Origin of the sequence: Proteus faecis, assembly GCF_030286765.1 — a bacterium.
In the GTDB taxonomy this organism is placed as follows: Bacteria; Pseudomonadota; Gammaproteobacteria; order Enterobacterales; family Enterobacteriaceae; genus Proteus; species Proteus faecis.
This window is the reverse complement of the sequence record NZ_JASVWV010000002.1, coordinates 136,621-160,199: the sequence shown is the minus strand read 5'-3', so window position 1 is coordinate 160,199 and position 23,579 is coordinate 136,621. Positions and strand designations below refer to the sequence as shown.

The 23,579-nt window shown below is 38.9% G+C and carries 20 protein-coding genes; 9 read left to right on the top strand and 11 right to left on the bottom strand.

What is annotated here, in order from left to right:
• The first annotated feature begins 46 nt into the window (after nucleotides 1–46).
• Nucleotides 47–3,088 (top strand): chondroitinase family polysaccharide lyase, encoded by a 3,042-nt coding sequence (locus tag QSH13_RS04850; RefSeq protein ID WP_286047519.1) that lies wholly within the window; start codon nucleotides 47–49, stop codon nucleotides 3,086–3,088.
• Between the two features lie 1,181 nt (nucleotides 3,089–4,269).
• On the opposite strand, the gene QSH13_RS04845 is transcribed toward QSH13_RS04850, so the two are convergent.
• The 11 genes from QSH13_RS04845 to agaR all read right to left on the bottom strand — a co-directional run bounded on the left by QSH13_RS04845 (nucleotide 4,270) and on the right by agaR (nucleotide 14,287).
• A complete protein-coding gene (locus QSH13_RS04845) occupies nucleotides 4,270–5,331 on the bottom strand; it encodes a glycoside hydrolase family 88/105 protein (protein WP_286047518.1) in 1,062 nt (353 codons plus the stop codon).
• Nucleotides 5,332–5,348: 17 nt separating this feature from the next.
• Nucleotides 5,349–6,104, bottom strand: coding sequence for a 2-dehydro-3-deoxy-D-gluconate 5-dehydrogenase KduD (gene kduD, locus QSH13_RS04840; RefSeq protein ID WP_109396959.1), 756 nt, complete (start codon nucleotides 6,102–6,104; stop codon nucleotides 5,349–5,351).
• A gap of 78 nt (nucleotides 6,105–6,182) precedes the next feature.
• Nucleotides 6,183–7,013 (bottom strand): 5-dehydro-4-deoxy-D-glucuronate isomerase, encoded by an 831-nt coding sequence (kduI, locus tag QSH13_RS04835; RefSeq protein WP_109396960.1) that lies wholly within the window; start codon nucleotides 7,011–7,013, stop codon nucleotides 6,183–6,185.
• A 44-nt stretch (nucleotides 7,014–7,057) separates the two neighbouring features.
• Nucleotides 7,058–8,227 carry an N-acetylglucosamine-6-phosphate deacetylase gene (gene nagA, locus QSH13_RS04830; RefSeq protein ID WP_286047517.1) on the bottom strand — a complete coding sequence of 390 codons (1,170 nt, stop codon included), beginning with the start codon at nucleotides 8,225–8,227 and terminating at the stop codon, nucleotides 7,058–7,060.
• Nucleotides 8,224–8,658, bottom strand: coding sequence for a PTS galactosamine/N-acetylgalactosamine transporter subunit IIA (agaF, locus tag QSH13_RS04825; protein WP_109396962.1), 435 nt, complete (start codon nucleotides 8,656–8,658; stop codon nucleotides 8,224–8,226). Before agaF ends, nagA begins: the two co-directional genes overlap by 4 nt.
• A gap of 99 nt (nucleotides 8,659–8,757) precedes the next feature.
• Nucleotides 8,758–9,648, bottom strand: coding sequence for a PTS system mannose/fructose/sorbose family transporter subunit IID (locus QSH13_RS04820; RefSeq protein WP_023581442.1), 891 nt, complete (start codon nucleotides 9,646–9,648; stop codon nucleotides 8,758–8,760).
• Nucleotides 9,638–10,405, bottom strand: coding sequence for a PTS N-acetylgalactosamine transporter subunit IIC (gene agaW / locus QSH13_RS04815; protein ID WP_109396963.1), 768 nt, complete (start codon nucleotides 10,403–10,405; stop codon nucleotides 9,638–9,640). Before agaW ends, QSH13_RS04820 begins: the two co-directional genes overlap by 11 nt.
• A 47-nt stretch (nucleotides 10,406–10,452) precedes the next feature.
• Nucleotides 10,453–10,947: a PTS N-acetylgalactosamine transporter subunit IIB gene (gene agaV, locus QSH13_RS04810; protein WP_069367636.1), complete on the bottom strand. Its 495-nt coding sequence runs from the start codon at nucleotides 10,945–10,947 to the stop codon at nucleotides 10,453–10,455.
• A gap of 29 nt (nucleotides 10,948–10,976) precedes the next feature.
• On the bottom strand, nucleotides 10,977–12,161 hold the full coding sequence (locus tag QSH13_RS04805; protein ID WP_109406592.1) for an SIS domain-containing protein: 1,185 nt from the start codon (nucleotides 12,159–12,161) through the stop codon (nucleotides 10,977–10,979).
• A gap of 12 nt (nucleotides 12,162–12,173) precedes the next feature.
• Nucleotides 12,174–13,454: a tagatose-bisphosphate aldolase subunit KbaZ gene (gene kbaZ / locus QSH13_RS04800; protein ID WP_286038887.1), complete on the bottom strand. Its 1,281-nt coding sequence runs from the start codon at nucleotides 13,452–13,454 to the stop codon at nucleotides 12,174–12,176.
• 53 nt (nucleotides 13,455–13,507) lie between these two features.
• Complete coding sequence (gene agaR / locus QSH13_RS04795) at nucleotides 13,508–14,287, bottom strand: transcriptional repressor AgaR (RefSeq protein ID WP_036912386.1); 780 nt, start codon at nucleotides 14,285–14,287, stop codon at nucleotides 13,508–13,510.
• A gap of 525 nt (nucleotides 14,288–14,812) precedes the next feature.
• On the opposite strand from agaR, the gene QSH13_RS04790 reads away from it, so the two are divergent.
• From QSH13_RS04790 to tssB, 8 genes are all read left to right on the top strand, one after another.
• Complete coding sequence (locus tag QSH13_RS04790; protein WP_109406590.1) at nucleotides 14,813–16,048, top strand: anaerobic sulfatase maturase; 1,236 nt, start codon at nucleotides 14,813–14,815, stop codon at nucleotides 16,046–16,048.
• 35 nt (nucleotides 16,049–16,083) lie between these two features.
• Nucleotides 16,084–17,694: a sulfatase family protein gene (locus QSH13_RS04785; RefSeq protein ID WP_109406589.1), complete on the top strand. Its 1,611-nt coding sequence runs from the start codon at nucleotides 16,084–16,086 to the stop codon at nucleotides 17,692–17,694.
• 54 nt (nucleotides 17,695–17,748) lie between these two features.
• A complete protein-coding gene (locus tag QSH13_RS04780) occupies nucleotides 17,749–19,224 on the top strand; it encodes a DUF2264 domain-containing protein (protein WP_109396968.1) in 1,476 nt (491 codons plus the stop codon).
• 114 nt (nucleotides 19,225–19,338) lie between these two features.
• Entirely contained in the window at nucleotides 19,339–20,193 is an 855-nt protein-coding gene (locus QSH13_RS04775; RefSeq protein ID WP_109396969.1) for a tagatose bisphosphate family class II aldolase, read from the top strand.
• A complete protein-coding gene (locus QSH13_RS04770; protein WP_286038886.1) occupies nucleotides 20,190–21,161 on the top strand; it encodes a sugar kinase in 972 nt (323 codons plus the stop codon). The genes QSH13_RS04775 and QSH13_RS04770 overlap by 4 nt, the downstream gene beginning before the upstream one ends.
• On the top strand, nucleotides 21,142–21,783 hold the full coding sequence (locus tag QSH13_RS04765; protein WP_286038885.1) for a bifunctional 4-hydroxy-2-oxoglutarate aldolase/2-dehydro-3-deoxy-phosphogluconate aldolase: 642 nt from the start codon (nucleotides 21,142–21,144) through the stop codon (nucleotides 21,781–21,783). Before QSH13_RS04770 ends, QSH13_RS04765 begins: the two co-directional genes overlap by 20 nt.
• Before the next feature lie 5 nt (nucleotides 21,784–21,788).
• Entirely contained in the window at nucleotides 21,789–22,370 is a 582-nt protein-coding gene (locus QSH13_RS04760; protein WP_109396972.1) for a DJ-1/PfpI family protein, read from the top strand.
• A gap of 702 nt (nucleotides 22,371–23,072) precedes the next feature.
• On the top strand, nucleotides 23,073–23,570 hold the full coding sequence (gene tssB / locus QSH13_RS04755) for a type VI secretion system contractile sheath small subunit (RefSeq protein ID WP_109396973.1): 498 nt from the start codon (nucleotides 23,073–23,075) through the stop codon (nucleotides 23,568–23,570).
• Nucleotides 23,571–23,579 lie beyond the last annotated feature (9 nt).

Here is a 23,579-nt window from a genome sequence, read left to right as displayed (position 1 = left end):
AAAGGAACGCATCTGCGTTCCTTTTTTATTTGCAGGAAATCTGATTATGCTAATAAAAAACCCTTTAGCACATGCGATGGCATTAAGCTTATGTTTATCATTACCCACACAGGCCTCCCTCTCTCTTTCTAATGAAACTTTCGGTGATATTTATCTCTTTGAAAGTGAAATGCCCAATACCCTCACCACTTCAGACAATAACCTATTATCACTGAGTAAACAGCACGCTAAAGATGGTGAACAATCGCTCAAGTGGCAATATCAACCCAACTCAACCTTGATATTAAATAATGTAGTTAATTATCAAGATGATAAAAACACAGCGACACCTCTCACTTTTATGATGTGGATTTATAATGAAAAGCCTCAAACTTCCCCATTAACATTGCAATTTAAGCAAAATAACAAAATAGCATTAAGCTTTGATACTCAGCTTAATTTTACAGGATGGCGAGGTATTGCTGTTCCTTTTCGTGATATGCAAGGTTCCGCAACGGGGAAATTGGATCAATTAGTGATAACAGCTCCAGATCAGGCTGGAACGCTCTTTTTTGATCAAATTATTATGAGTGTACCTTTAGACAATCGGTGGACCGTTCCTGACTATCAAACACCGTATGTCAATAATGCAGTAAACACCATGGTCAGTAAAAACTGGAGTGCTTTACTGATGTATGATCAGATGTTTAAAGCTCATTATCCAACTCTAAATTTCAATACTGAGTTTCATGATGATCAAGCTGAAATGGCATCAATTTATCAGCGTTTTGAATATTATCAGGGAATTAATGCTGATAAAAAAATCACCTCAGACATGCTTAATAAAAATTTAGCACTCTGGGAAAAATTAGAATTAACACAACACGCGGATGGTTCAATAACAGGAAAAGCACTCGATCATCCTAACCGACAAAACTTTATGAAAGTTGAAGGTGTATTTAGTGAAGAGACAAAAAAAGCGTTACTTGATGCCAATATGCTAAGAGATGTAGGTAAAACGCTACTTCAAACTGCTATTTACTTGCGTAGTAACTCCTTATCAGTAGCCGATAGAAAAAAATTAGAAGCGCTTTATTTATTAGGCACTCGTTACGTCCTTGAACAAGGTTTTGCACGAGGTAGTGGTTATCAAATTATTACTCATGTTGGATATCAAACCAGAGAGCTTTTTGATGCATGGTTTATTGGTCGTCATATTCTTGCCAAAAATAACCTTTTAGCGCCTACTCAACAAGCCATGATGTGGTACAACGCCACAGGGCGAATTTTTGAAAAAGATAATGAAATCGTTGATGCAAATGTCGATATTCTCAATACTCAATTACAGTGGATGATAAAAAGCTTACTGATGTTGCCAGATTATCAACAACGCCAACAAGCCTTAGCACAACTACAAAACTGGCTAAATAAAACCATCCTAAGTTCAAAAGGTGTTGCCGGTGGTTTCAAACCTGATGGTTCTATTTTTCACCATTCACAACATTATCCTGCTTACGCTAAAGACGCATTTGGTGGTTTAGCACCGAGTGTTTATGCGCTAAGTGACTCCCCTTTCCGGCTTTCACCTGCTGCTCATGAGCGCTTAAAAGATGTGTTATTAAAAATGCGCATCTACACTAAAGAAACACAAATCCCTGTGGTACTAAGTGGTCGTCATCCTACTGGATTACATAAAATAGGAATTGCTCCATTTAAATGGATGGCATTAGCCGGTACACCTGATGGAAAACAAAAAGTAGATGCGACATTGGCTGCGGCCTATGCAAAACTAGATCACAAAGAGAGTTTTGAAGGAATTAACGCTGAAAATGAACCCACTGGTGCATGGGCAATGAACTATGCTTCAATGGCGATACAACGTAGAACCTCTATTCAAGCACCACAGCAAAGCTGGCTTGCGATCGCTCGCGGTTTTAGTCGTTATCTTGTTGGTAATGAAAGTTATGAAAATAACAATCGTTATGGACGTTATTTACAGTATGGTCAATTGGAAATTATTCCTGCTGATTTAGCTCAATCAGGATTTAGCCATGCTGGATGGGATTGGAATCGATACCCAGGAACAACAACAATCCATCTTCCCTATCACGAACTTGAGGCAAAACTTAATCAATTACCTGCAGCTGGTATTGAAGAAATGTTACTTTCAACAGAAAGCTATTCTGGTGCTAATACACTTAATAATAACAGCATGTTTGCTATGAAATTACATGGCCACAGTAAATATCAACAACAAAGCTTAAGGGCTAATAAATCCTATTTCTTATTTGATAATAGAGTCATTGCGTTAGGATCTGGTATTGAAAATGATGATAAACAACATACAACAGAAACGACACTATTCCAGTTTGCTGTTCCTAAATTACAATCAGTGATAATTAATGGTAAAAAAGTGAATCAATTAGGTACTCAATTAACTTTAAATAATGCTGATACCTTAATTGATCCTGCTGGCAATTTATATAAGTTAAGTAAAGGACAAACAGTAGAATTTAGTTATCAAAAACAACATTCTCTGGATGATAGAAATTCGAAACCAACAGAACAACTATTTGCAACAGCTGTGATATCTCATGGTAATGCACCGAGTAATGCAACTTATGAGTATGCGATAGCGATCGAATCACAGGATAAGAAAGCACCTGAATACACGGTATTGCAACATAATAATCAACTTCATGCTGTAAAAGATAAAATAACCCAAGAAGAGGGATACGCTTTCTTTGAAGCTACCGAAATTAATTCTCCTCAAGCTTTATTATTGTCGAGTGACTCACCAACGATGGTTATGGCTAAAATACAGAAACAACAATTAACACTAAGTATTGTTAATCCTGATTTAAATTTATATCAAGGTATAGAAAAAGACCAAATTGATCATAAGGATAATCAAATTGAAGTCAGTGTTTATTCCCGAAATTGGCTTACGGCAGAATCTCAACCAATAAGCAGTACTGTCACCATAAAAGGAATATGGAAATTAGCAACATCTCAATCCGATATTAATATTAAACATCAAAATAATAATACGCTGATTACGACAACAACCACACAAGCAACACCAATAGTTGTTAATTTAGTTAAGTAGTATCCCTAACTTTTAAATTAAAGAGTCTCGATATGTTGATATCGAGACTCTTCTTTTATTAAGAACTAAAATTAACGAATCAATTATTTATTTAAAATAATAAAAACAAATCGAATGGTTTATTATTGAGAATAAATGTGTTGTCTCATTTTAATAGTTTGCTATGCTCTGCGCGGGTGCTTGGATCAATCTGGTTCAAGCATTTTGCCAAATACCAGAAAGAGAAAAGCCCCGGAAAATATATTATATATTAACCGAGGCGGACTCAAACCTGAGAACTTGATTCTGCCTCCTTATAAAGGAGCTGTCAAGAAAATGAACAAATATTCTCTGATTAGTGTGATTGTTATTAGTATAAATATCACTGTATTACTGATAACTTTATTCTATAATAATCCAATCGAGAATTTCACTATTAATAGTGAATATATAAATGTTCAGGTTAAGTTTATCAGTAATAAACACTAACCTTGTGGGGGAGCAATCCCCCACAGTTTTCTCATTAAGTGATTACAGTTGAATCTAAGCACCCTAATTTATAATAAGAGGTAACAGATTTATGTTACCTCTTATTTTATTTACTCACGCAGTTAGCAAATCAATTATTTATTTAAAATAATAAAAACAAATCGAATGGTTTATTATTGATAATAAATGTGTTGTCTCATTTTAATAGTTTGCTATGCTCTGCGCGGGTGCTTGGATCAATCTGGTTCAAGCATTTTGCCAAAGCCAGAAAGAGAAAAGCCCCGGAAAATATATTATATATTAACCGAGGCGGACTCAAACCCTAACAATTTGATTCTGCCTCCTTATAAAGGAGCTGTCAAGAAAATGAACAAATATTCTCTGATTAGTGTGATTGTTATTAGTATAAATATCACTGTATTACTGATAACTTTATTCTATAATAATCCAATCGAGAATTTCACCATTAATAGTGAATATATAAATGTTCAGGTTAAGTTTATCAGTAATAAACACTAACCTTGTGGGGGAGCAATCCCCCACAGTTTTCTCATTAAGTGATTACGGTTTAATCTAAGCACCCTAATTTATAATAAGAGGTAACATAAAAAAGCCGACCCCAAATAGGGTCGGCATCCTAAATAGGAATATATTGTGCGGAAGGCATATAAAGAGCAAAAAAACAAAGCGTCAATATCAAAGCGCTCGCAATTTTATAAAAGATTTAAAACTTCACTTCCTGCTAATAAATAAGCACCAGCACCATAATCCATATTATGTTCGAACTTCACTTCACGAGGGTTAAATGCCGGAAGTTGAACCCAACCTATCATGCCATTGTCATGAATACAGGTTTGTAATGCTGACCATGCTCTGTTTAATGCAGGAAAATACACCTCTTTCTCTAATATTCCCTGATTAATTCCCCATGCTAGCCCATAACAAAATAGCGCTGTTGCTGAACTTTCTGGTGCAGGAAAATTATTAGGATCGAGTAAACTGGTTCGCCAAAAACCATCTTCATGTTGATAATCAAGGATGGATATCGCTAATTCTTTAAACAGTGCAATATAACGTTCACGCCCATGATAATCATCCGGCATATATTTTAAGATACGAGGTATCGAAGATAAAACCCAACCGATACCGCGGCTCCAAAATACTTTTTCACCGTTAGCTTCGCGCAATTCATTACCTTGATTATCAGGAATATAGCGATAATCACGGAAGATAAGCCCTGTTTCAGGATCACGTAAATGGTCAATCGCATCCCAATAAGCTGTGTGCATATAATCTAAATAACGTCGCTCATTGGTGATTTCAGCTAATGCTGAAAATCCTGGAGGTGCCATAAAAAGCGCATCACACCACCACCAATCTTCACGACCCGGTTTAGGATCATCAAGCATAATGTCGAATGCTTTAATGGTTGACTCAAGAATTTCAGATTGTTCAAAAAGTGGGCTTACGGCAAGGTAAGCTTGTACACAAACATGATCATCCGCAAAACGTGCATTAGGCCCCGTTCTAAATCCTGTATGCAATGTGTAATTTAATACACCATTAAGATACTCTTCGTCTTGTGTTGCTTGCCATGCGGCACTTACGCAACTCCATAAAACACCACGTTCCCAATCAGTATCTTTAATAAAACGGATTTTACCACTGCGACGGCGAACACTGCGAACTTGATTAGCCGATTGATAACGATACACTCGCTTCATGTTTTGCAATACAAACTCTCTTTGCAAAGTCTCTGTATTAGCGTATTCCATCCTACCTCTCCATGAAATTAACGAGCTAACCAACCACCATCAACCGCAATGGTGTATCCATTAACATAATCACTGGCTTTAGAAGCTAAAAAAATCGCAGGGCCAGCAACATCTTCAGGTGTTCCCCAACGTCCCGCAGGAATTCGCTCTACAATAGCTGCATTACGAACATCATCAGCACGCAGAGCAGCAGTGTTATCTGTTGCCATATAGCCCGGGGCAATCGCATTTACATTGATATTATATTGAGCGAGTTCAGTCGCTAATGCGCGAGTTAATCCCATTACTGCAGATTTACTTGCGGTGTAAGAAGGAACACGAATACCACCTTGATAAGAGAGCATAGAAGCAATATTAATTATCTTGCCACCCTCACCTTGTTTCACAAATTGGCGAGCGACTTTTTGAGATAAAAAGAACAGTGTTTTCTGATTAATATCAATCACATCATCCCAATCTTTTTCACCAAATTCCAAGAGATCTTCACGACGAATAATTCCAGCATTATTCACTAAAATATCAATGCGCCCCATAACAGAAACGGCTTCATCCACCAGCGTTTGTAATCCATCTTGTTTCATTAAATTTTGTGTAATGTAATGAAAACGACGCCCCAATGCCTCGACTTGTTGGCGAGTTTCAGGCGCATCTTGAATACCCACTCCAACGATATCGGCACCCGCTTGTGCTAAGCCGATCGCCATGCCTTGTCCTAAACCTGTATTGCAACCTGTAACAATGGCAACTTTGCCATTTAAATCGAATAAATTCATGACGAAACCTCTAAGGTGTAGCAATTACTGCCACACCTTTTTATATGTAGGGTAAAAAGAAAATATGACTATTTGTGGTTATTTCAGATCTTTCATTGCCACATGATCCATATCGTGGAATACCTGATTTTCACCAACCATTCCCCAAATAAAGGTATAAGATGCAGAGCCCACGCCAGAATGAATTGACCAGCTAGGGCTTATCACTGCTTGCTCATTACGAACAACTAAATGACGAGTTTCCGTTGGTTCCCCCATATAATGAAAAACCACATTGTCATCTTTCATATCAAAATAGAGATACACTTCCATACGACGCTCATGGGTATGACAAGGCATGGTATTCCATAAGCTACCGGGCTCAAGAACCGTCATCCCCATGGATAATTGGCATGTTGGCAGAACTGAAGGGTGTAAGAATTTATAAATAGTACGAACATTACAGTTTTCTGCACTACCAATTTTTTCTGGTGATGCTTGCTGCTGTGTTATTTTTCGCGTTGGATAAGTATGATGGGCTGGCGCACAATTCATATAAAAACGCGCAGGTGTTTCTACACTGTCACTAGTAAATTCAACACTTTTAGCGCCCATTCCGATATAAATCGCTTCACGAGCACCAATATCAAACACTTCACCATCGACGATCACTTTGCCGGCACCGCCAATATTAATGGCACCTAACTCACGTCTTTCTAAAAAGAAATCAACGCCTAATGCTTTACCTGCCATTAACGCTAAAGGCTGTGTTGTAGGAACAATACCGCCAACAATAATGCGATCTATATGGCTATAAGTGAGATTCATTTCCCCTTCACAGAATAGGTTTTCAATCAGGAACTCCTTGCGAAGTCCTTCTGTATCAAGCCTTTTAGCATGTTCACTATGAATTGGCTGACGAATTTCCATTATAAATACCTCATTTTTACAGATGGGTGCATAACTAAAAAAAGCTATGCATTTTCCCCGGATACAGAGTAAATATGATTTCCTCTGATGAATGTATCGGTGAGATGAAAACACTCATCCACCACAGCAAAACTGGCTTGTCGCCCCGCTTTGATATAACCCAATTTATCGCCGATACCGAGATACTCAGCAGGGATCGCACTTGCCATTTGCACCGCTTCCCACTCAGGGACATGAGCGAGTTGCACCATGTTTCTTAATGCACTATCTAAGCTACAAGTACTTCCCGCCAAAGAGCCATCGGCGGTTTTGGCTTGACCTTGGGTGACGTTAACTGTTTGGGCACCTAGCGTATAATCGCCATCAGGTAATCCCCCCGCACGCATGCAATCTGTAATTAAAGCGAGTTGTTGGTAGCCTTTCATGCGATACGCTAGTTGCATCATAACGGGATGAACATGAATGCCATCTGCGATCAATTCCGCCAATACATCGTGATATAACACCGCGCCACAACATCCCGGCTCGCGATGATGAAGTCCCGTCATACCGTTATACAAGTGCACGCCACAATCTGCGCCATGCAAAAATGCATCTAATGTTTGTTCATAAGTTGCCGCGGTATGCGCCACACTTGGCTTAATACCTCTTTTGACCAGCCAATCAATCGCCTCCATCGAGCCTTGAGCTTCGGGTGCAACAGCAACACGCAATAATGTGTCACCCGCACTTTCAAGCAGTGTTTCTAGCTCTGATATGGTTGGTGCTTTTAGATATTTCACCGGATGCGAACCTCTATGGCGCTCCGTAAAATAAGGTCCTTCTAAAAAGCTACCGAGTAGTAGCGCACCAGACGTTTGTGGCTTTGATAAAAATTCACGTACTTGTGACAATGCTTGGCGAATATCGTCCATCGGTGCTGTTACTGTTGTACCAACCCAAGCAACCACACCTGTTTTCACAAGCGCATCAGCAATGGTTTGTAATCCTTGCTGAGTCGCATCCATTACATCCGCACCTTCACGACCATGAATATGAATATCCACAAAACCAGGTAATAACGATTTCCCTTTTAGGCGAATGATGGGGCAATCTGTTGGCGCTTGTGTGGTGATCGATTCAATAACATCACCTTTAACACGGACATAGCAAAGATAACGAATACCTTCTGGTGTAAAGGTTCTATCTGCCAAAATGGCATATCGCTGACTCATAAACCGTCTTCTTCTTCAACATCATTGCTGTTTATTTGAGCCAATTGCTCGCGAATATCTTGAATACTTTCTTGACCTATTTCGCGTAACGTTTGTACTAACTCTGCCGTTGAACACCCTTCTCGTTCAAAAGTTGCATTAACTATCATCGGTAGATTCACACCCGCTAACACTTCAACAGCTGGGTTTTGCATCATAATTGCCATCGCACGATTACAAGGGGTTCCACCGGGTAAATCTGTTAAAAAGAGGTATTGCTGGCATGACATTGAGTCAATCGCTTCACGCATTTTTTCTTCTAATTCATCGGGGGAAATTGACTCAACAAAATCGATAAACGCAATATCTTCCTGTTCTCCAGCAATCGCTTTTACAGCTGATGCCATACCAGAAGCAAAATTAAGATGCCCTGAAACAATAAGACCTATCATGAGTGACTCCTTGCGGGCAGCAGAACACTCTCCTGCCCGTTTATAACAAGTTAATAATGTATTTCGATTAACAATAATGACGGTGATAAAGGTTCTCTGTTATAAGAATCCTAATACGTGACCGACAACGCCAAAGGCTAAGGTTGAGAAAATCAATACCGGAGGCTTACCCCAAAAACCGGTGCTTTTCACCATTTTGTACATCAGGAAAACTAAGCACAGAGGCAGTAAATTCGGCATAATTTTGTCAAAGAGCGCGGTTTGCAATTCAACCACCTTCCCTCCCAGCTCTAACGAGGCGGTGGTTTGCACCTTGATAAAGGTCGCGGAGAGCGCACCAATGACAAAGATCCCCATAATATTGGCGGCTTTAGCCAGTTTTTCAGTAGCATCACTCATATTGACCATCGCCGCTGTACCTGCGCGATAGCCCATGAACATCAGCCCGAAATACACTAAAAAGTGCACAATTTGGTATAAAAAGAAGAAAACAAAAGGCCCTGCAATTGACCCTTCCATTGCAATGGAAGCACCTAATGCTAATGTCAGTGGCATTAAGGTCATATGGTCAATCGCGTCACCAATACCCCCAGTTGGCCCCATGCCTGCAACTTTCATCACATTAACAGTAGAAGGTTTCTCTTTATTTTCTTCCATTGCAACGGCTGTTCCTAATAGGAAGGTAAACAGCTTTGGACTTGCATTAAAAAACTGTAGATGGTTTTTTAATGATGTTGCATAGTCACGTTTGTTATTTCCGTGGATTTTTTTCAATGCTGGAATAATTGAGAACGCAAACCCGCCACCTTGCATACGCTCAAAGTTGAAGTTACCTTCCATAAACAAGCCACGGAACGCACACTTCCAGAGATCACCTTTAGTGATCACTTTTCTGACTGTGGTATCTTGATACTCGTCAATGCCATCAATCAAAGAACCCGTTTCTGGTTTATCCTGCGTTTTCAATGCGGTGCTGTTATCAGATACCATCTTCGAAATCCTCATTCTGCTGACTTGAATTTTTGTTATTACCACTAAAGAAGAAGTAAAGTGCTGCGGCTGACGCACCTAAAATAGCGACCGCCATAATTGGAAGTTTGAGATAAGTCGTCATCACGAAGCCAATAAAGAACACACCCGCCACTTCTTTTGACCACATAATTTTTAGCAACATGGCGAAACCAATTGCAGGAACCATTTTCGCGCCAATACCTAGGCCTTCCAGCAAGACTTTGGGGGTATTTTCATCAATCCACTGAGCGGCATGTTCACCGAAATAAACCGTAACAAAAGCAACCAAAGCATAAAGTAATGAACGCACCGTAATCGTAATGATCAGAAGTCGTGAAACACCTGCTGCATCGGCTCTTTCTGCATATCTATCGGCTTTTCCCATAGTGAAAGCTGTCATAGCAAAGAAACCAATTACCAACATTTGCATTAACACAGCAATTGGCATACCAATCCCCATAGCAACTTCAGGTGATTGATTTGTCATTACAGCAAAAGCAACAGCAGCAATAGTACCAAGTGTTACATCGGGTGGCTGAGCGCCAGCATTAGGTACAAGCCCTAACCAAGCGAGTTCTAATGTTGCACCTGCAATCAATCCAATTTGCATATCCCCCATAATCAGGCCAACAACAGGCCCTGTAATTAATGGTCTGTGAATATTTAATGCAACGTCATACTTATCTATACCGCAAAAGAAGGCCCATAAAGCCACTAAAGAAGCTTCAAAAATCATAAATAATCCTCAAACCTGCTAACGCAGGTTTTTTGTTCAGGAATTTATCAGGCTGATGCGAGCGCTAACACATCAACAGGTGTCTGATCGGGAGTGTTTTGAATTGTGCAAGTCACACCATTTGCGACAAGGCTTTTAAATGCATCAATATCAGCATCATTGACTGATACAGTTTTCGCAATTTGGCGTTTCCCTTCATGAAAGTGCATATTGCCAACATTACAGTGAGTAATAGGCACACCACCTTCCACTAAACGGGCAACATCTTTCGGGTTATTACACAAAACAAAAATTTTCTGACGAGGAGATGCTTTACTAATGACATCAATCGTTTTTTGAATAGAGAAGAAGCGAACAGCGTATTCACCACCTGCTGACGCTTTCATTCCTGCTTGCATAAATGCGGCATTAGGGCCTTCTGCTGCATCATCATTAGCCACTAAAATCAGGTTTGCTTCTGTATGTTTACCCCATGTAATGCGGATTTGACCGTGGAGTAAACGTTCATCAATGCGGGTCCAGACAATATTTGGTGTGTTCATGATTAGCTCTCTTATTATATTTTATTAATTTAAAGCAGACTGTGTGTCGTCTTTTTGAGTGAGAACGGATAAATTGTGACGCCTTGTACAACGCGGTTGATTTCTCCTGTCGGAGACGGGTTATCAGGCGTATTCCCTAGTGCAATAGAACTGTGAAATGCGAATGATTGTGCCAACATCAAGTAAGGGAACAATAACGCCACATCAGAACAGTTCTCTAACGCTGGAATATAAACAAAACTCTCGGCTGAAAAAGCGTTATCATTTCGTGCGGTGATCGCGATCACCTTGCCTGATGCATTATCGTGAATAACCTCTCGTAATAAGTCTGTCTCATATTGACGTGTATAAGGATCATTAGAGAAAAACATTACCACTAAAGTTTCTTTATTTACGATAGACTTAGGTCCATGTCGAAAGCCTAGTGGAGTATCAAAACTCGCGACCACTTTACCTGCCGTAAGCTCTAACATCTTCAATGCGGCTTCTTGTGCTAAACCTTGCAATCCACCACTTCCTAGATAAATAACCCGTTTAAACTTACCGGCATATTTATCCCTAATAATTTGATTTGCTTTATTAAACTGCGCCTTATAGTGACTAAAAAAGGGGGCGATAGAGTCACTAAAGACGTTATCACCTAAGAAAATAGTCACAGCCGCCATCATCATGGATGAAAAGCTAGAGGTCATTGCTAAAGAACGGTCATTTGATTCTTCTGGCATCAACAATGCCAATGCACTGCTATTATTTTGGCAATACTCATAAAGCTTGCCATTGGCATTACATGTCAGCACTAAGTGATAACATTGAGATAAACATTCAGTTGCAACATCTAATGCCGCCACACTTTCAGGGCTATTACCCGAGCGAGCAAAAGAAATTAATAATGTAGGAATATCTTCCGCTAAATATTCTTGTGGATCAGCCACCAAATCAGTTGTTGCAATCGCATCTACCCGACGTTTTGTATGACCACTTAAAATAGGGGCTAATGCTTTTCCAGCAAATGCTGATGTGCCAGCACCAGTTAAAATAATTCGCGCATGAGGTACTGCGAGCGCTTTATTTAAAAAAGATGCAATATCATCACGTTTTTCCTTCACTGACTGCCATGTTTTCTTCCAACATTCTGGTTGTTGTTCAATTTCTTTCGCAGTCCAAAATGCATTCAATTGCTCTAATTGAGCGGTCTGATAACTTAAATATTCCATGGTTTCCCTCAATTAATGGACATAGCACGCATCGGCATAAACCGATAACACATCACGAATTTTCGCAATAACAAAAGATCTAGGCGATCCGTCAATCATGCCTTCTCTAAATTGGGTAAATTGATAAGGCAGATATTGGCTCAGTAATGGCAATGGAATTGGTTTAACGGATAAGTTATCCATGAGTGTGTCGATGGCGGCATTAATTTCAGCATCAGGCCAGTAATAACGAATGCGATCACTAAAGCTATATACTCGGGCAAAGGCTTGTTGATGCTCATCACCATGATAGTATTTTTGCCAAAAACCTGGCTCACGGCACATCAGTTGCTCCATTTTTTCACGTAATCTAGAGCACTGTTTTTGAGGGAATAATGTTTCTTCAATGGAGCAAAGTGCGTATAAACCTTCACGCATTGCAAAGGTGAGTGCGGGTCCTACTTTTAAAATGGCAAAGTGATCATGGACTAGCTGTTTATAAGCATCTTTAGTTTGATAATCAGTAGAATGAGCTTCGAAAACAAGATGAGAATAATCATTTACCACTTGGCTTAATGCTTGTGCTTCTTCTTGTTGATAATCAATGATACCCGTATGATCAAATTCAACACCGGGTTGAACCACCAAACCAATAACGCGTTCCCAGCAATCACCAACCCCCACATCATGAAAAGCTTGGCGATGACACTCCAATGTTTTACGTGCAGCATCAGGCGAAGTCACTTCAACAGTATCAAGTTCTTCAGCGGCGCCCCCAGGGACGGGGACCTCTGTACCAACAACATAAACAATATCACTTGTACCAAATGTCTCTTTTGCCGTATTTTCTGCAATTACCGCGAGGCGAGCGGCACGAGATGCCACAATTTCATCCGTCAAAGGAATGGGGTCATCAGCACAAGACATACTGCAATCAAGATGGATTTTCTTAAACCCCGCGGCAACATAATGTGCAATCAACACATCTGCATTTGCCATCGCATCTTCAGCATTAAGGTGTTGCCAGCGATTAGGCCCTAAATGATCGCCACCAAGAATAAGCTTCTCGATAGGAAAACTGACATTTTTCGCCTGTTCAATAACATATTGGTAGAAGTCAGCGGGGGTCATTCCCGTATAACCACCAAACTGATCAACCTGATTAGAGGTGGCTTCAATTAGCAGAAAGGAATCATTATCCAGCGCTTGTAATAGAGCTGCTTCTATTACTAAAGGATGGGCAGAACAAACAGAATAAATACCATTCTGTTTGCCTGATTTATGTTGCTGAACAATCTTTTCTAAAGGATGCATTAAATACTAACTCCATAATCAACACCGGCGGTGTTGCTAATGGAGTTAGCAAATTACGATGCCTTATCGTCGACGATAATCACTTCGATTTTATGATCTTTCAGTTCCTGAATATATTCTTCAGGAATACCCGAATCGGTCACTAATATATCAATATCACCAAACTCTCTGATCATATGACAGCTGCGTTTACTGAATTTCGTAGAATCTGCAACCGCAATAATCGTTTCTGAGATATCACACATTAAACGGTTAAGACTAGCTTCCTGTTCATTGTGTGTAGTGATACCAACACGTAAATCGAATCCATCAACACCTAGAAATACCTTATCAAAACGGTAATTTCTAAGACTATTTTCAGCTTGTGAGCCTGAAAAAGACAACGCACTTTTTCGCAATACACCACCGGTCATTAATACTTCTACACCTGAGGTATTTGCTAACTCCATTGCGACATCCAGACCGTTAGTCATGACCACTACATTTTCACGCGACTTTAAATGTGTCGCGATTTCGCGAGTAGTTGTCCCCGAGTCAAGAATGACGGTGTCTCCATCCTTTATCAGCGTTGCGGCAGCTTTCCCGATTAATGTTTTTATGCCCGCGTTTTGCCCACGTTTTTCGTGGATACTCAATTCGGCAATAAATCCTGTATTAGGAATTGCTGCACCATGAGAACGAACGATATAACCATTTTTCTCAAGAAAACTTAGATCGCTGCGGATAGTGACACTTGAGACTTTAAATAATTCAGCGAGATCTTCGACTCTGGCTTTACCCTGTTGGTTTACCATATCGAGGATTTCCATACGCCTCTCAACTGCCGCTTTCACTTTCGTCTCCTTACGAAACCAAAAGAGTATCTTTCGATTGGTTTCGAATGTAGTTTACTACGCCAATTTTTACCGACAATGTAAAAAAACAAAACTTTTGATCTCTTTCACAAAGTTTCGAATCATCATCGATTACTTACGATTATTTTCGTGTAGCTTCAATGATAGCCTTGAGGCCACCAGTTTCCAATAAATAAAATGATATAACGCATCACTATACTTATGATTACACCATATATAGCTAGATGAATCACAATAATATAGATTTAATTTCGTTGTATTTCACAAAATACAGATTAAAACTTCACTACATTGATTTATTTTCGAAAAATAAATAGCTCAAATAGTCAATAGAACATGAAATAGTATCGAATCGAAAGTAATTTTATCGAAAATAACTGTATTTCTCTTTCGCAATTAACTTTCAATTACTTTCGAAATTCTGTATTTGTGATTTTAATCTCTTTTGTTTTGATAAATTTTACGTAATGTAACAGGATAAAAAAGAAACTCAGGAAATGACTAATGACATTAAATCAACCTGTTTATTTTCATATGATGGCAAAACCCACAAGCTACCACTGTAATATTAAATGTGAATATTGTTTTTATCTGGAAAAAGAAAATATTTTTCAAGATAAAACAAAAGAAACAGGCCATACAGTGATGCCAGATGGCGTACTTCGTCGTTATATTAAAGACTATATTCAATCACACAGTGGAGATCAGGTTGATTTTTCTTGGCAAGGTGGTGAGCCAACGCTTGCTGGATTAGCGTTCTTTGAACAAGTCGTCAAATACCAAAAACAATTTGCTAACGGCAAGACAATTACAAATAGTGTACAAACCAATGCAATCGCCATTAATCGCCAATGGGCGCAATTTTTTGCTGATCACCACTTTCTATTAGGCGTTTCAATTGATGGTATTGAAGCGGTTCACGATAAATATCGTATTTCAGTCAATGGTAGCCCTACTTTTGAACGAGTAAAGCGTGCAATTAAGCTACTCAATGAATATGGCGTTGAATTTAACACACTGACTGTCGTTAATGACCAAAATTGGAATAAAGGAAAAGAGACTTATCAAGCCTTAAAAGAGTTAGGTTCAACCTTCTTTCAATTTATTCCTATTGTCGAAGTCGATAGACGCTTTCCTCATACTCACGGCGGGCATTATGCTCCGGGTCCCAATGCACAGTTAGCTCCATTCTCTGTCCCAGCTGAGGGCTACGGACAATTTATAGCAGAAGTATTTGATGAATGGATACGACAAGGCGATATAGGAAAAATATATATTCGCTTATTTGATAGTTTACTGGGTACGTGGATGGGATACCCCGCATCAACCTGTATTCAATCCAAAACTTGTGGTCAAGCATTGATCATTGAAGCTAATGGTGATGTTTATTCTTGCGATCACTATGTCTATCCCGCCAATAATTTAGGAAATATTCATCAAAATAGCCTTGCACATTTAACCACTTCAAAGCAACAGCAGCGTTTTGGTCAAAATAAATATGATAAACAAACGAGTATTTGCAAACAGTGTGAAGTGCAAAGTTTATGTTATGGCGGTTGCCCAAAACATCGCATTGTTGCTATTGAAGGCGAAAAGTATCGTCATAACTATCTATGTCGCTCTTATAAAAAAATATTTCATCATACAGCGATCGGTATGCAACTAATGCAACAAGCCATTTCGCGAGGAGGACTCGCGAGTGATGCGCTTCCTGCAATGAAAAAAAACTATCTAAAGTAATCCTTTTTTTATTTTATTTATTCTGGAGAAAATCCGTGATCTTACCTTCTGTTAAAAAAAGCTTACTCGCTGGGCTGATTGCTACGTCATGTTTAAGCATTCCAATATCTGCCAATGCAGCTGGTACACCTGAAAAGCCGAATATTTTACTGATAGTGATGGATGATTTAGGCACAGGACAACTTGATTTTGTACTGGATACCTTAGATGTTGATGCATTAGCACAACGATCTACACCGCCACGTTATGAAGGCGATATCAACAAAATGGTAGAAGCTGCGCGCATTGCCATGCCAAATGTCAGTGAAATGGCCACAAATGGTGCCAAAATGACCAATGCATTTGTTGCTCATCCTGTTTGTGGCCCTTCTCGAGCTGGGATCTTTACTGGGCGCTCTCCAGCAAGCTTTGGTACTTACAGTAATGATGATGCGATTTTAGGTATTCCTCAAGATATCAAACTATTGCCTTCACTTTTTCAAGAAAATGGTTATGCCACCGCCAGTATCGGTAAATGGCATAATGCAAAAGTGATCCGCAAACCGAAAATTAATGAAAGTAAGCAAACTCGCGATTATCACGACAACATGATCTCAACACCAGAAGCTGGTTATGCTCCTCATGAACGCGGTTTCGATTATGATTTTAGTTACTACGCATCAGGCGTAGCTTTGTGGAATTCGCCTGCATTTTGGCGTAATGGTGTCAATGTTCCAGCTCCGGGTTACACCACACATCTTTTAACGGATGAAACCCTAAAATTTATTGATGAACATAAAGATAAGCCTTTCTTTATCAATCTTTCATATAGCGTTCCCCATATTCCATTAGAACAAGCCTCACCAGCTAAATACATGGAGAAATTTGATACAGGTAATGTTGAAGCAGATAAATACTTTGCTGCCTTAAATGCAGCAGATGAAGGTATAGGTCAAATTATTGCAAAACTAAAAGCAAACGGTGAGCTAGAAAATACACTGATCTTTTTCTTATCGGATAATGGTGCTGTTAATGAGTCACCAATGCCAATGAATGCGATGGATAGAGGCTTTAAAGGGCAAATGTTTAATGGTGGCGTTAGAGTACCTTTTATTGCTTATCAACCTGGCACTATTCCAGCGGGAACAAAAAGTGATGAAATGATCTCCGCACTCGATATTTTACCCACTGCACTACAAACAGCAGGTATTGCGATCCCTGACAATCTAAACGTTGAAGGGAAGAACATCATGCCTTTGCTTAAAGGCGAAACAACAAAGTCTCCTCATAACTATCTTTATTGGGCAGGTCCTGGCACTAAACATTACAGCGAAGAAAACCAAGAGTTTTGGCATGGATATCACCAATGGATAACCTATCAACGTAAAACACCACCGACAAATCCTAATTTAGAAAAACTCTCTAAAGGTGCTTGGGCTGTACGTGACGGTGAATGGGCGCTCTATTTTTATGATGATGGGAAAAATCAGCCTCAACTTTTTAACGATAAAAAAGATCCGGCGGAATCAATCGATCTGGCTAAACAAAATCCACAAAAAGTAACAGAGCTAAAAAATGCATATTACCAGTGGATCAAAGATAAACCCAAGCCCGTTCTTTGGGGACAAGATCACTATCAAATACTCGTGGATTCTGCAAAACCTTAATATTCAACTTCCGTTTTGTTTCGCAAGGATGCGTCTTTTTTCTGAGATACGAAAATGGCTATTGAAATTGCATCTTCAGCACGTCCAAAACTCCCTTATGAGCACCCTAACGTAGAAATCTACCAACGCTTATTTAAGGAAAATATCATTCGACGATTAGTCAGAAAATCGGCTTATCGTCGCTATGATAAAACGATCACCGACTTTTTTAATGATGAAAACCAATCGCTTTTCTCTTTATGCGAAATGCTAACACAATATGTCACACAGGCTTTTCATCATTACCAAGTCTGGGGTTACTCTCATGCTTATTATCCAGGAAGCCCAGGGCAACAAACAGCAAGAACTGATGCTCTTGAAGGGGTTAGCAGAGTACTTCCTCTACTTGCCACATGGGTAGTTAGCAGCAAAAAAAGTACGTTGATAGGATTAAATCATCAAGCTTTCAACTTACCTTCAATGATCAAACAAAGCTTTATTCATGGCACTGATCCACTTCATAAAGGATATTGGGGAAAACTTGAAGATTACGATCAACGAATTTGTGAAGCATCTGATTTAGCGCTTACTCTTTGGATCAGCCGTGAATGGGTGTGGGATACATTAACACCTGCCATACAGCAACAAATTATTACTTGGTTCGAACAAGTTAATCACTGTGAAATTGTTGATAATAACTGGCATTTTTTCCCTCTTACCGTCCAATTTGTTATTAAAGCACTCACAGGAAAAGACACTATTACCCATTGGCGCTATGAACGGTTAAAAGAGTTTTATGTTGGTGATGGATGGTTTCGTGATGGGGCAAAAGGTAATTATGATTACTACAATGCATGGGGTTTTTATTATTCATTATATTGGTTAGCACAGATTGATCCTCAATTTGATACAACATTTATTACTCAATCACTTAATACCTTTAATCAACATTACCTTTATTTTATGACGCCAAAAGGCATTCCTTTCTTTGGTCGAAGTGCCTGCTATCGCCTTGCGGTTTCTGCGCCATTGTTAGCAGGTGTCGATTTACATTGCCCTTCAGTAAAAGTGGGCGAGGCAAAACGCGCCTTTGAAAGTAGTTTGCGTTATTTTATTTCTCAAGGCGCATTAAAAAATGGTGCTCCCACTCAAGGCTTATTTACTCACGATCCTCGTTTAGTTGATAACTACAGTGGGCCGGCCAGTAGTTTTTGGTCATTGCGTGCCGTAATTATTGCACTTTATTGTGCTGATCGTATCAACTTATGGCAAACACCTTCACTTCCCTTACCTATCGAAAAAGATAACTTTCGTTTCGAAATCCCTGCTATTCACGCTTTAGTGACTGGAGTGAAAGCAACACAAGAGGTAAACGTCATTTTTTGCGAAGATTATACAACACAGCAAACACCATTAACCCGTCGTTTAGAAAAACAGACCTTAGTACAAAAAGTCACTGAAACCGTGATAGGACAGTCAAGACGACCAAAAAATAATTTATTACGCAAAGGGATCACCAGTTATAGCTCTAAAATGGCTCATTTTTTCTAATCATCTTTCATTTACTTTCGATGCAAAAGCAATAAAAATGTGATTTAGATCTTTTACCTTTCTATTTCTTTCGTTTATTATTATTCGTAATCAAATGAAAGATGAGAGGCAAACATGTATCTGGTTTCTACTCGTAATATGCTCAATAAAGCACAGCGTGAAAATTATGCTGTGCCTGCTTTTAATATTCATAACTTGGAAACTATTCAGGTTGTGATGGAAACAGCCGCTGAGATGGCATCACCTGTTATCTTGGCGGGCACACCAAGCACGTTTGCTTATGCTGGTAGTGATTATTTGATCTCTATTTGCCAACAAGCTGCAGAGCAATATCGTATCCCGGTTGCCCTACATTTAGATCACCACGAAGAGATCCCTGATATATGTCATAAAGTCATATCAGGTGTACGATCCGCCATGATCGATGCCTCCCATTTTCATTTTGAAGAAAATATTCGCATCGTCAAAGAAGTGGTTAATTTCTGCCACCATTGGGATTGTACGGTAGAGGCTGAGTTGGGTCGCCTTGGTGGGCAAGAAGATGATCTTATCGTTGATACAAAAGATGCCCTATTTACCGATCCTGATTCAGCGGTACAATTTATCAAAGCAACGGGTATTGACTCATTAGCTGTTGCAATCGGTACAGCACATGGTATGTACAAACATGAACCTCATCTCGATTTTGAACGCTTAGAGATTATTCGTCAAAAAACAGATATTCCTTTAGTTCTTCATGGCGCATCAGGTATTCCTGATGCAGATGTACGTCGTTGTATTGATTTAGGAATCTGCAAGGTTAACGTTGCAACTGAGCTAAAAATAGCTTTCTCTAACGCAATCAAACAGTACTTCTTGGATAATCCTGATGCGAGTGATCCTCGTCATTACCTTGTACCAGGCAAATCCGCAATGAAAGCAGTGGTTGCAGATAAAATTCGTGTCTGTAAAAGTGATGGGAAACTGTGAAGACAAATAAAACTGTCGCCATTATTGGCGAATGTATGATCGAACTTAGTGGTCAGCCTTTCTTACCACAACAACAACGTTTTGGCGGTGATACGTTAAATACAGCACTCTATTTATCACGATTAATTCCGTCATTACATCCTCACTATATAACAGGTTTAGGCGCTGATACTTACAGTGTCTTAATGCAAAAAGCATGGGAAAACGAGGGGATCAACTGCCAATCTGTTATTACTATTCCTGAAAAACTTCCCGGTCTATATGCCATTGAAATTGATGCTTGTGGCGAACGTAGTTTCCACTATTGGCGTAATGATGCTGCCGCACGTTATATTGCGACGGATCACCGTTTTGCGGCACACCTCAATGCACTTCCTGATAATAGTGTAATTTATCTTAGTGGTATTTCTCTTGCCATTTTACCCCCTGAAGGAAAAGTAGCATTACTCGCGCAATTAGCTCATCTTAAACAACGAGGGTTCACCTTAATTGTGGATTCAAATTACCGACCACGTTTATGGGATTCAATACCTCATGCACAAGAGTGGTTTGAGAAACTCTATAGTATTAGCGATATCGCTTTAGTCACTGGTGATGATGAACAAATACTTTGGCAAAATCCCGATTTGACAGAACAAGACATAGCAAGACGCCTTCATCAATGGGGTAATCAGAACGTCATAGTCAAATTGGGAGCTAATGGTGCTTACTGGTCTGACGGTAAAAATTCGGGCTATATTTCTCCCAACCCCATCGATTCAGTTATTGATACCACCGCCGCAGGTGACTCTTTTAATGCTGCTTTTATTGCTGCTTGGTTGCAAAATCACAACTTACCTACGTGCTGTTTGTGGGGAAACACCTTAGCTGGACTCGTCATTCAACACCATGGCGCTATCATTCCTCATGAAATAACTGATTCATTCTACACACTAATCAAGGACAACCATGACACAGTCAATTGTTGATACTCTTTCATCACTGAAAGTGATCCCCGTGATCCAAATTAATCGCGCTGAAGATGCAATCTGGCTGGGTGAAATTCTAACCCAAAATCAATTACCTGTTGCCGAAATTACCTTTCGTACACCAGTAGCAGCCAAAGCCATAAAGCTCATGCATGAACACTTCCCTGAGCTAATATTATGCGCAGGAACAGTATTGACTGCACAACAAGCAGATATGGCAAAAGAAGCTGGGGCTCGCTTTGTTATTTCTCCGGGCTACAACCCAAGTACCGTTGATTACTGCCTTAATAATGGCATTGATATTGTGCCGGGTATTAACAATCCAAGCCAAATCGAGATCGCACTTGAAAAAGGCTTAACTTTACTTAAATTTTTCCCTGCAGAAGCCTCTGGCGGTGTAAAAATGCTAAAAGCATTAGCATCACCTTACGCCCAAGTCCAATTTATGCCTACAGGTGGTATTAGTTTAAATAACGTGAGTAATTATCTTGCTATTCCACAAGTTGTTGCTTGCGGAGGAAGCTGGATTGCCACAGCAGATACGATTGATAAACAAGATAAACAGACCATTGTTAATCATATTCAAAGTATCCACTCATTACTAAAAACACATAAGGGATAAATAAAATGAAACAGGTTGCCGTTTTATTAGCTGATGGATTTGAAGAAGGTGAAGCTGTTGTTTTTATTGATATCATGCGTCGTCTTGATATTCATGTTGATGTACTTTCTTGCATGGATAGTTTGGTATTAAATACTTATTTTGAAACTAAAATCAGTGCTGATTTTTTATTAACTGAAAAACTGACACATAGTTATGACGCAATAATGATGCCAGGAGGTCCTAAAGGCACCGATCGTTTATCCGCTAACGAGCAAGTTATTCAATTTATTAAACGCCATATTGCTGAAGATAAATATATTTGTGCACTATGCTCTTCAGGAGCAAAAGTATTAGCGGCACATCATCTTCTTGAAGGTCGTCATTACAGTACTGGCGATAAATTAGCAGATAAATACGATGATGGTCATTATCTTGATCAAGATGTTGTTGTTGATGGAAAGTTTATCAGTGCAAAAGGATTAGGTGTGAGTTTTGAATTTGCCTTTACAGTAGCTCGCCATTTATTAAACGACAATACAGAAAAAGTAGACTGGCAAGCTAATCATATTTATTTCAAACACTGGCCATTAGATTACCTAAAATAGCTAAATTAATTATTATGAACGATATAAAGGGGATTAACTCCCCTTTATATTTTCATTTTAATTATCGTCACAAATAATAACTCCTTTTCGCCCCAATCCCTCCCCAATAATTGCTAGCTCTATTATTGGGGGTATCTCAAAAATAGTTTTATCTACTTTCCTTCTGATTTAATCAACGTATTTATAAGATCACATATTAATTAATCAAAAAAAGAATAAAAAGAAGTTAAATAGATCTTTTTCTACTTAAGAATTAATACTTAAAAAATACAAACATTAAAATCTAAGGTTAAAAACATCATTGTACTATTTCTATTTTCTTATCATTCGTCACATCAACTAATAACAATAAAAAATAATAACTATATGTTATAAATAACAACTCCTACTATGTGTATATACTAACAGAATAGACGTAAATAAATTAATATAGAAACTCGTCATTATAAATTTAAATAATATATAAAATAAACATCATATTATGATATTTATTTGGAATAAACCTCCAATATATTCTAAAGTGTTTTCTTTATATTTCATTTTAACTTTAGAGATACCCCTCAAAAATATTAAGATAAATTGATTTATTTAATTTTATTTAATATAAGGTAAATACTTTAAAATAAATTTCTTGTTAGTGAAATTACTTAATATTCCCCACTCTCAAGAGATCCTTTATTCGTTTAATACAAGGATTTTATTATGTCAGATAGTTTTCAAAATGAAGTTCCTAAAGCGCGGGTAAATATAAAACTCGACTTACATACAGGTGGTGCACAGAAAAAAGTTGAGTTGCCTTTAAAACTATTGGCTATCGGCGACTACAGCAACGGAAAGGATAAACGGGTTCTTTCAGAAAGAGAAAAGGTCAACATTAATAAAAATAACTTCAACAACGTGCTTACTGAATTTTCCCCTTCCGTCAATCTTACTGTAAAAAACACATTAGCTAATGATGGTAGCGAGGAGAACATTAATCTGTCATTTAAAGAGATGGCAGACTTTGAACCAGAACAAGTTGCTCGCCAGATACCTCAACTACGCGCCATGCTAGCAATGCGTAATCTCTTACGTGACTTAAAGTCTAACCTCCTTGATAACATCACTTTTCGTCGTGAACTCGAAAATATCCTTAAAGATCCTGCATTAAGTGATGAACTACGCGAGGAATTATCTCAACTCGCACCGAAAAAAGACTAATTGGGTTTT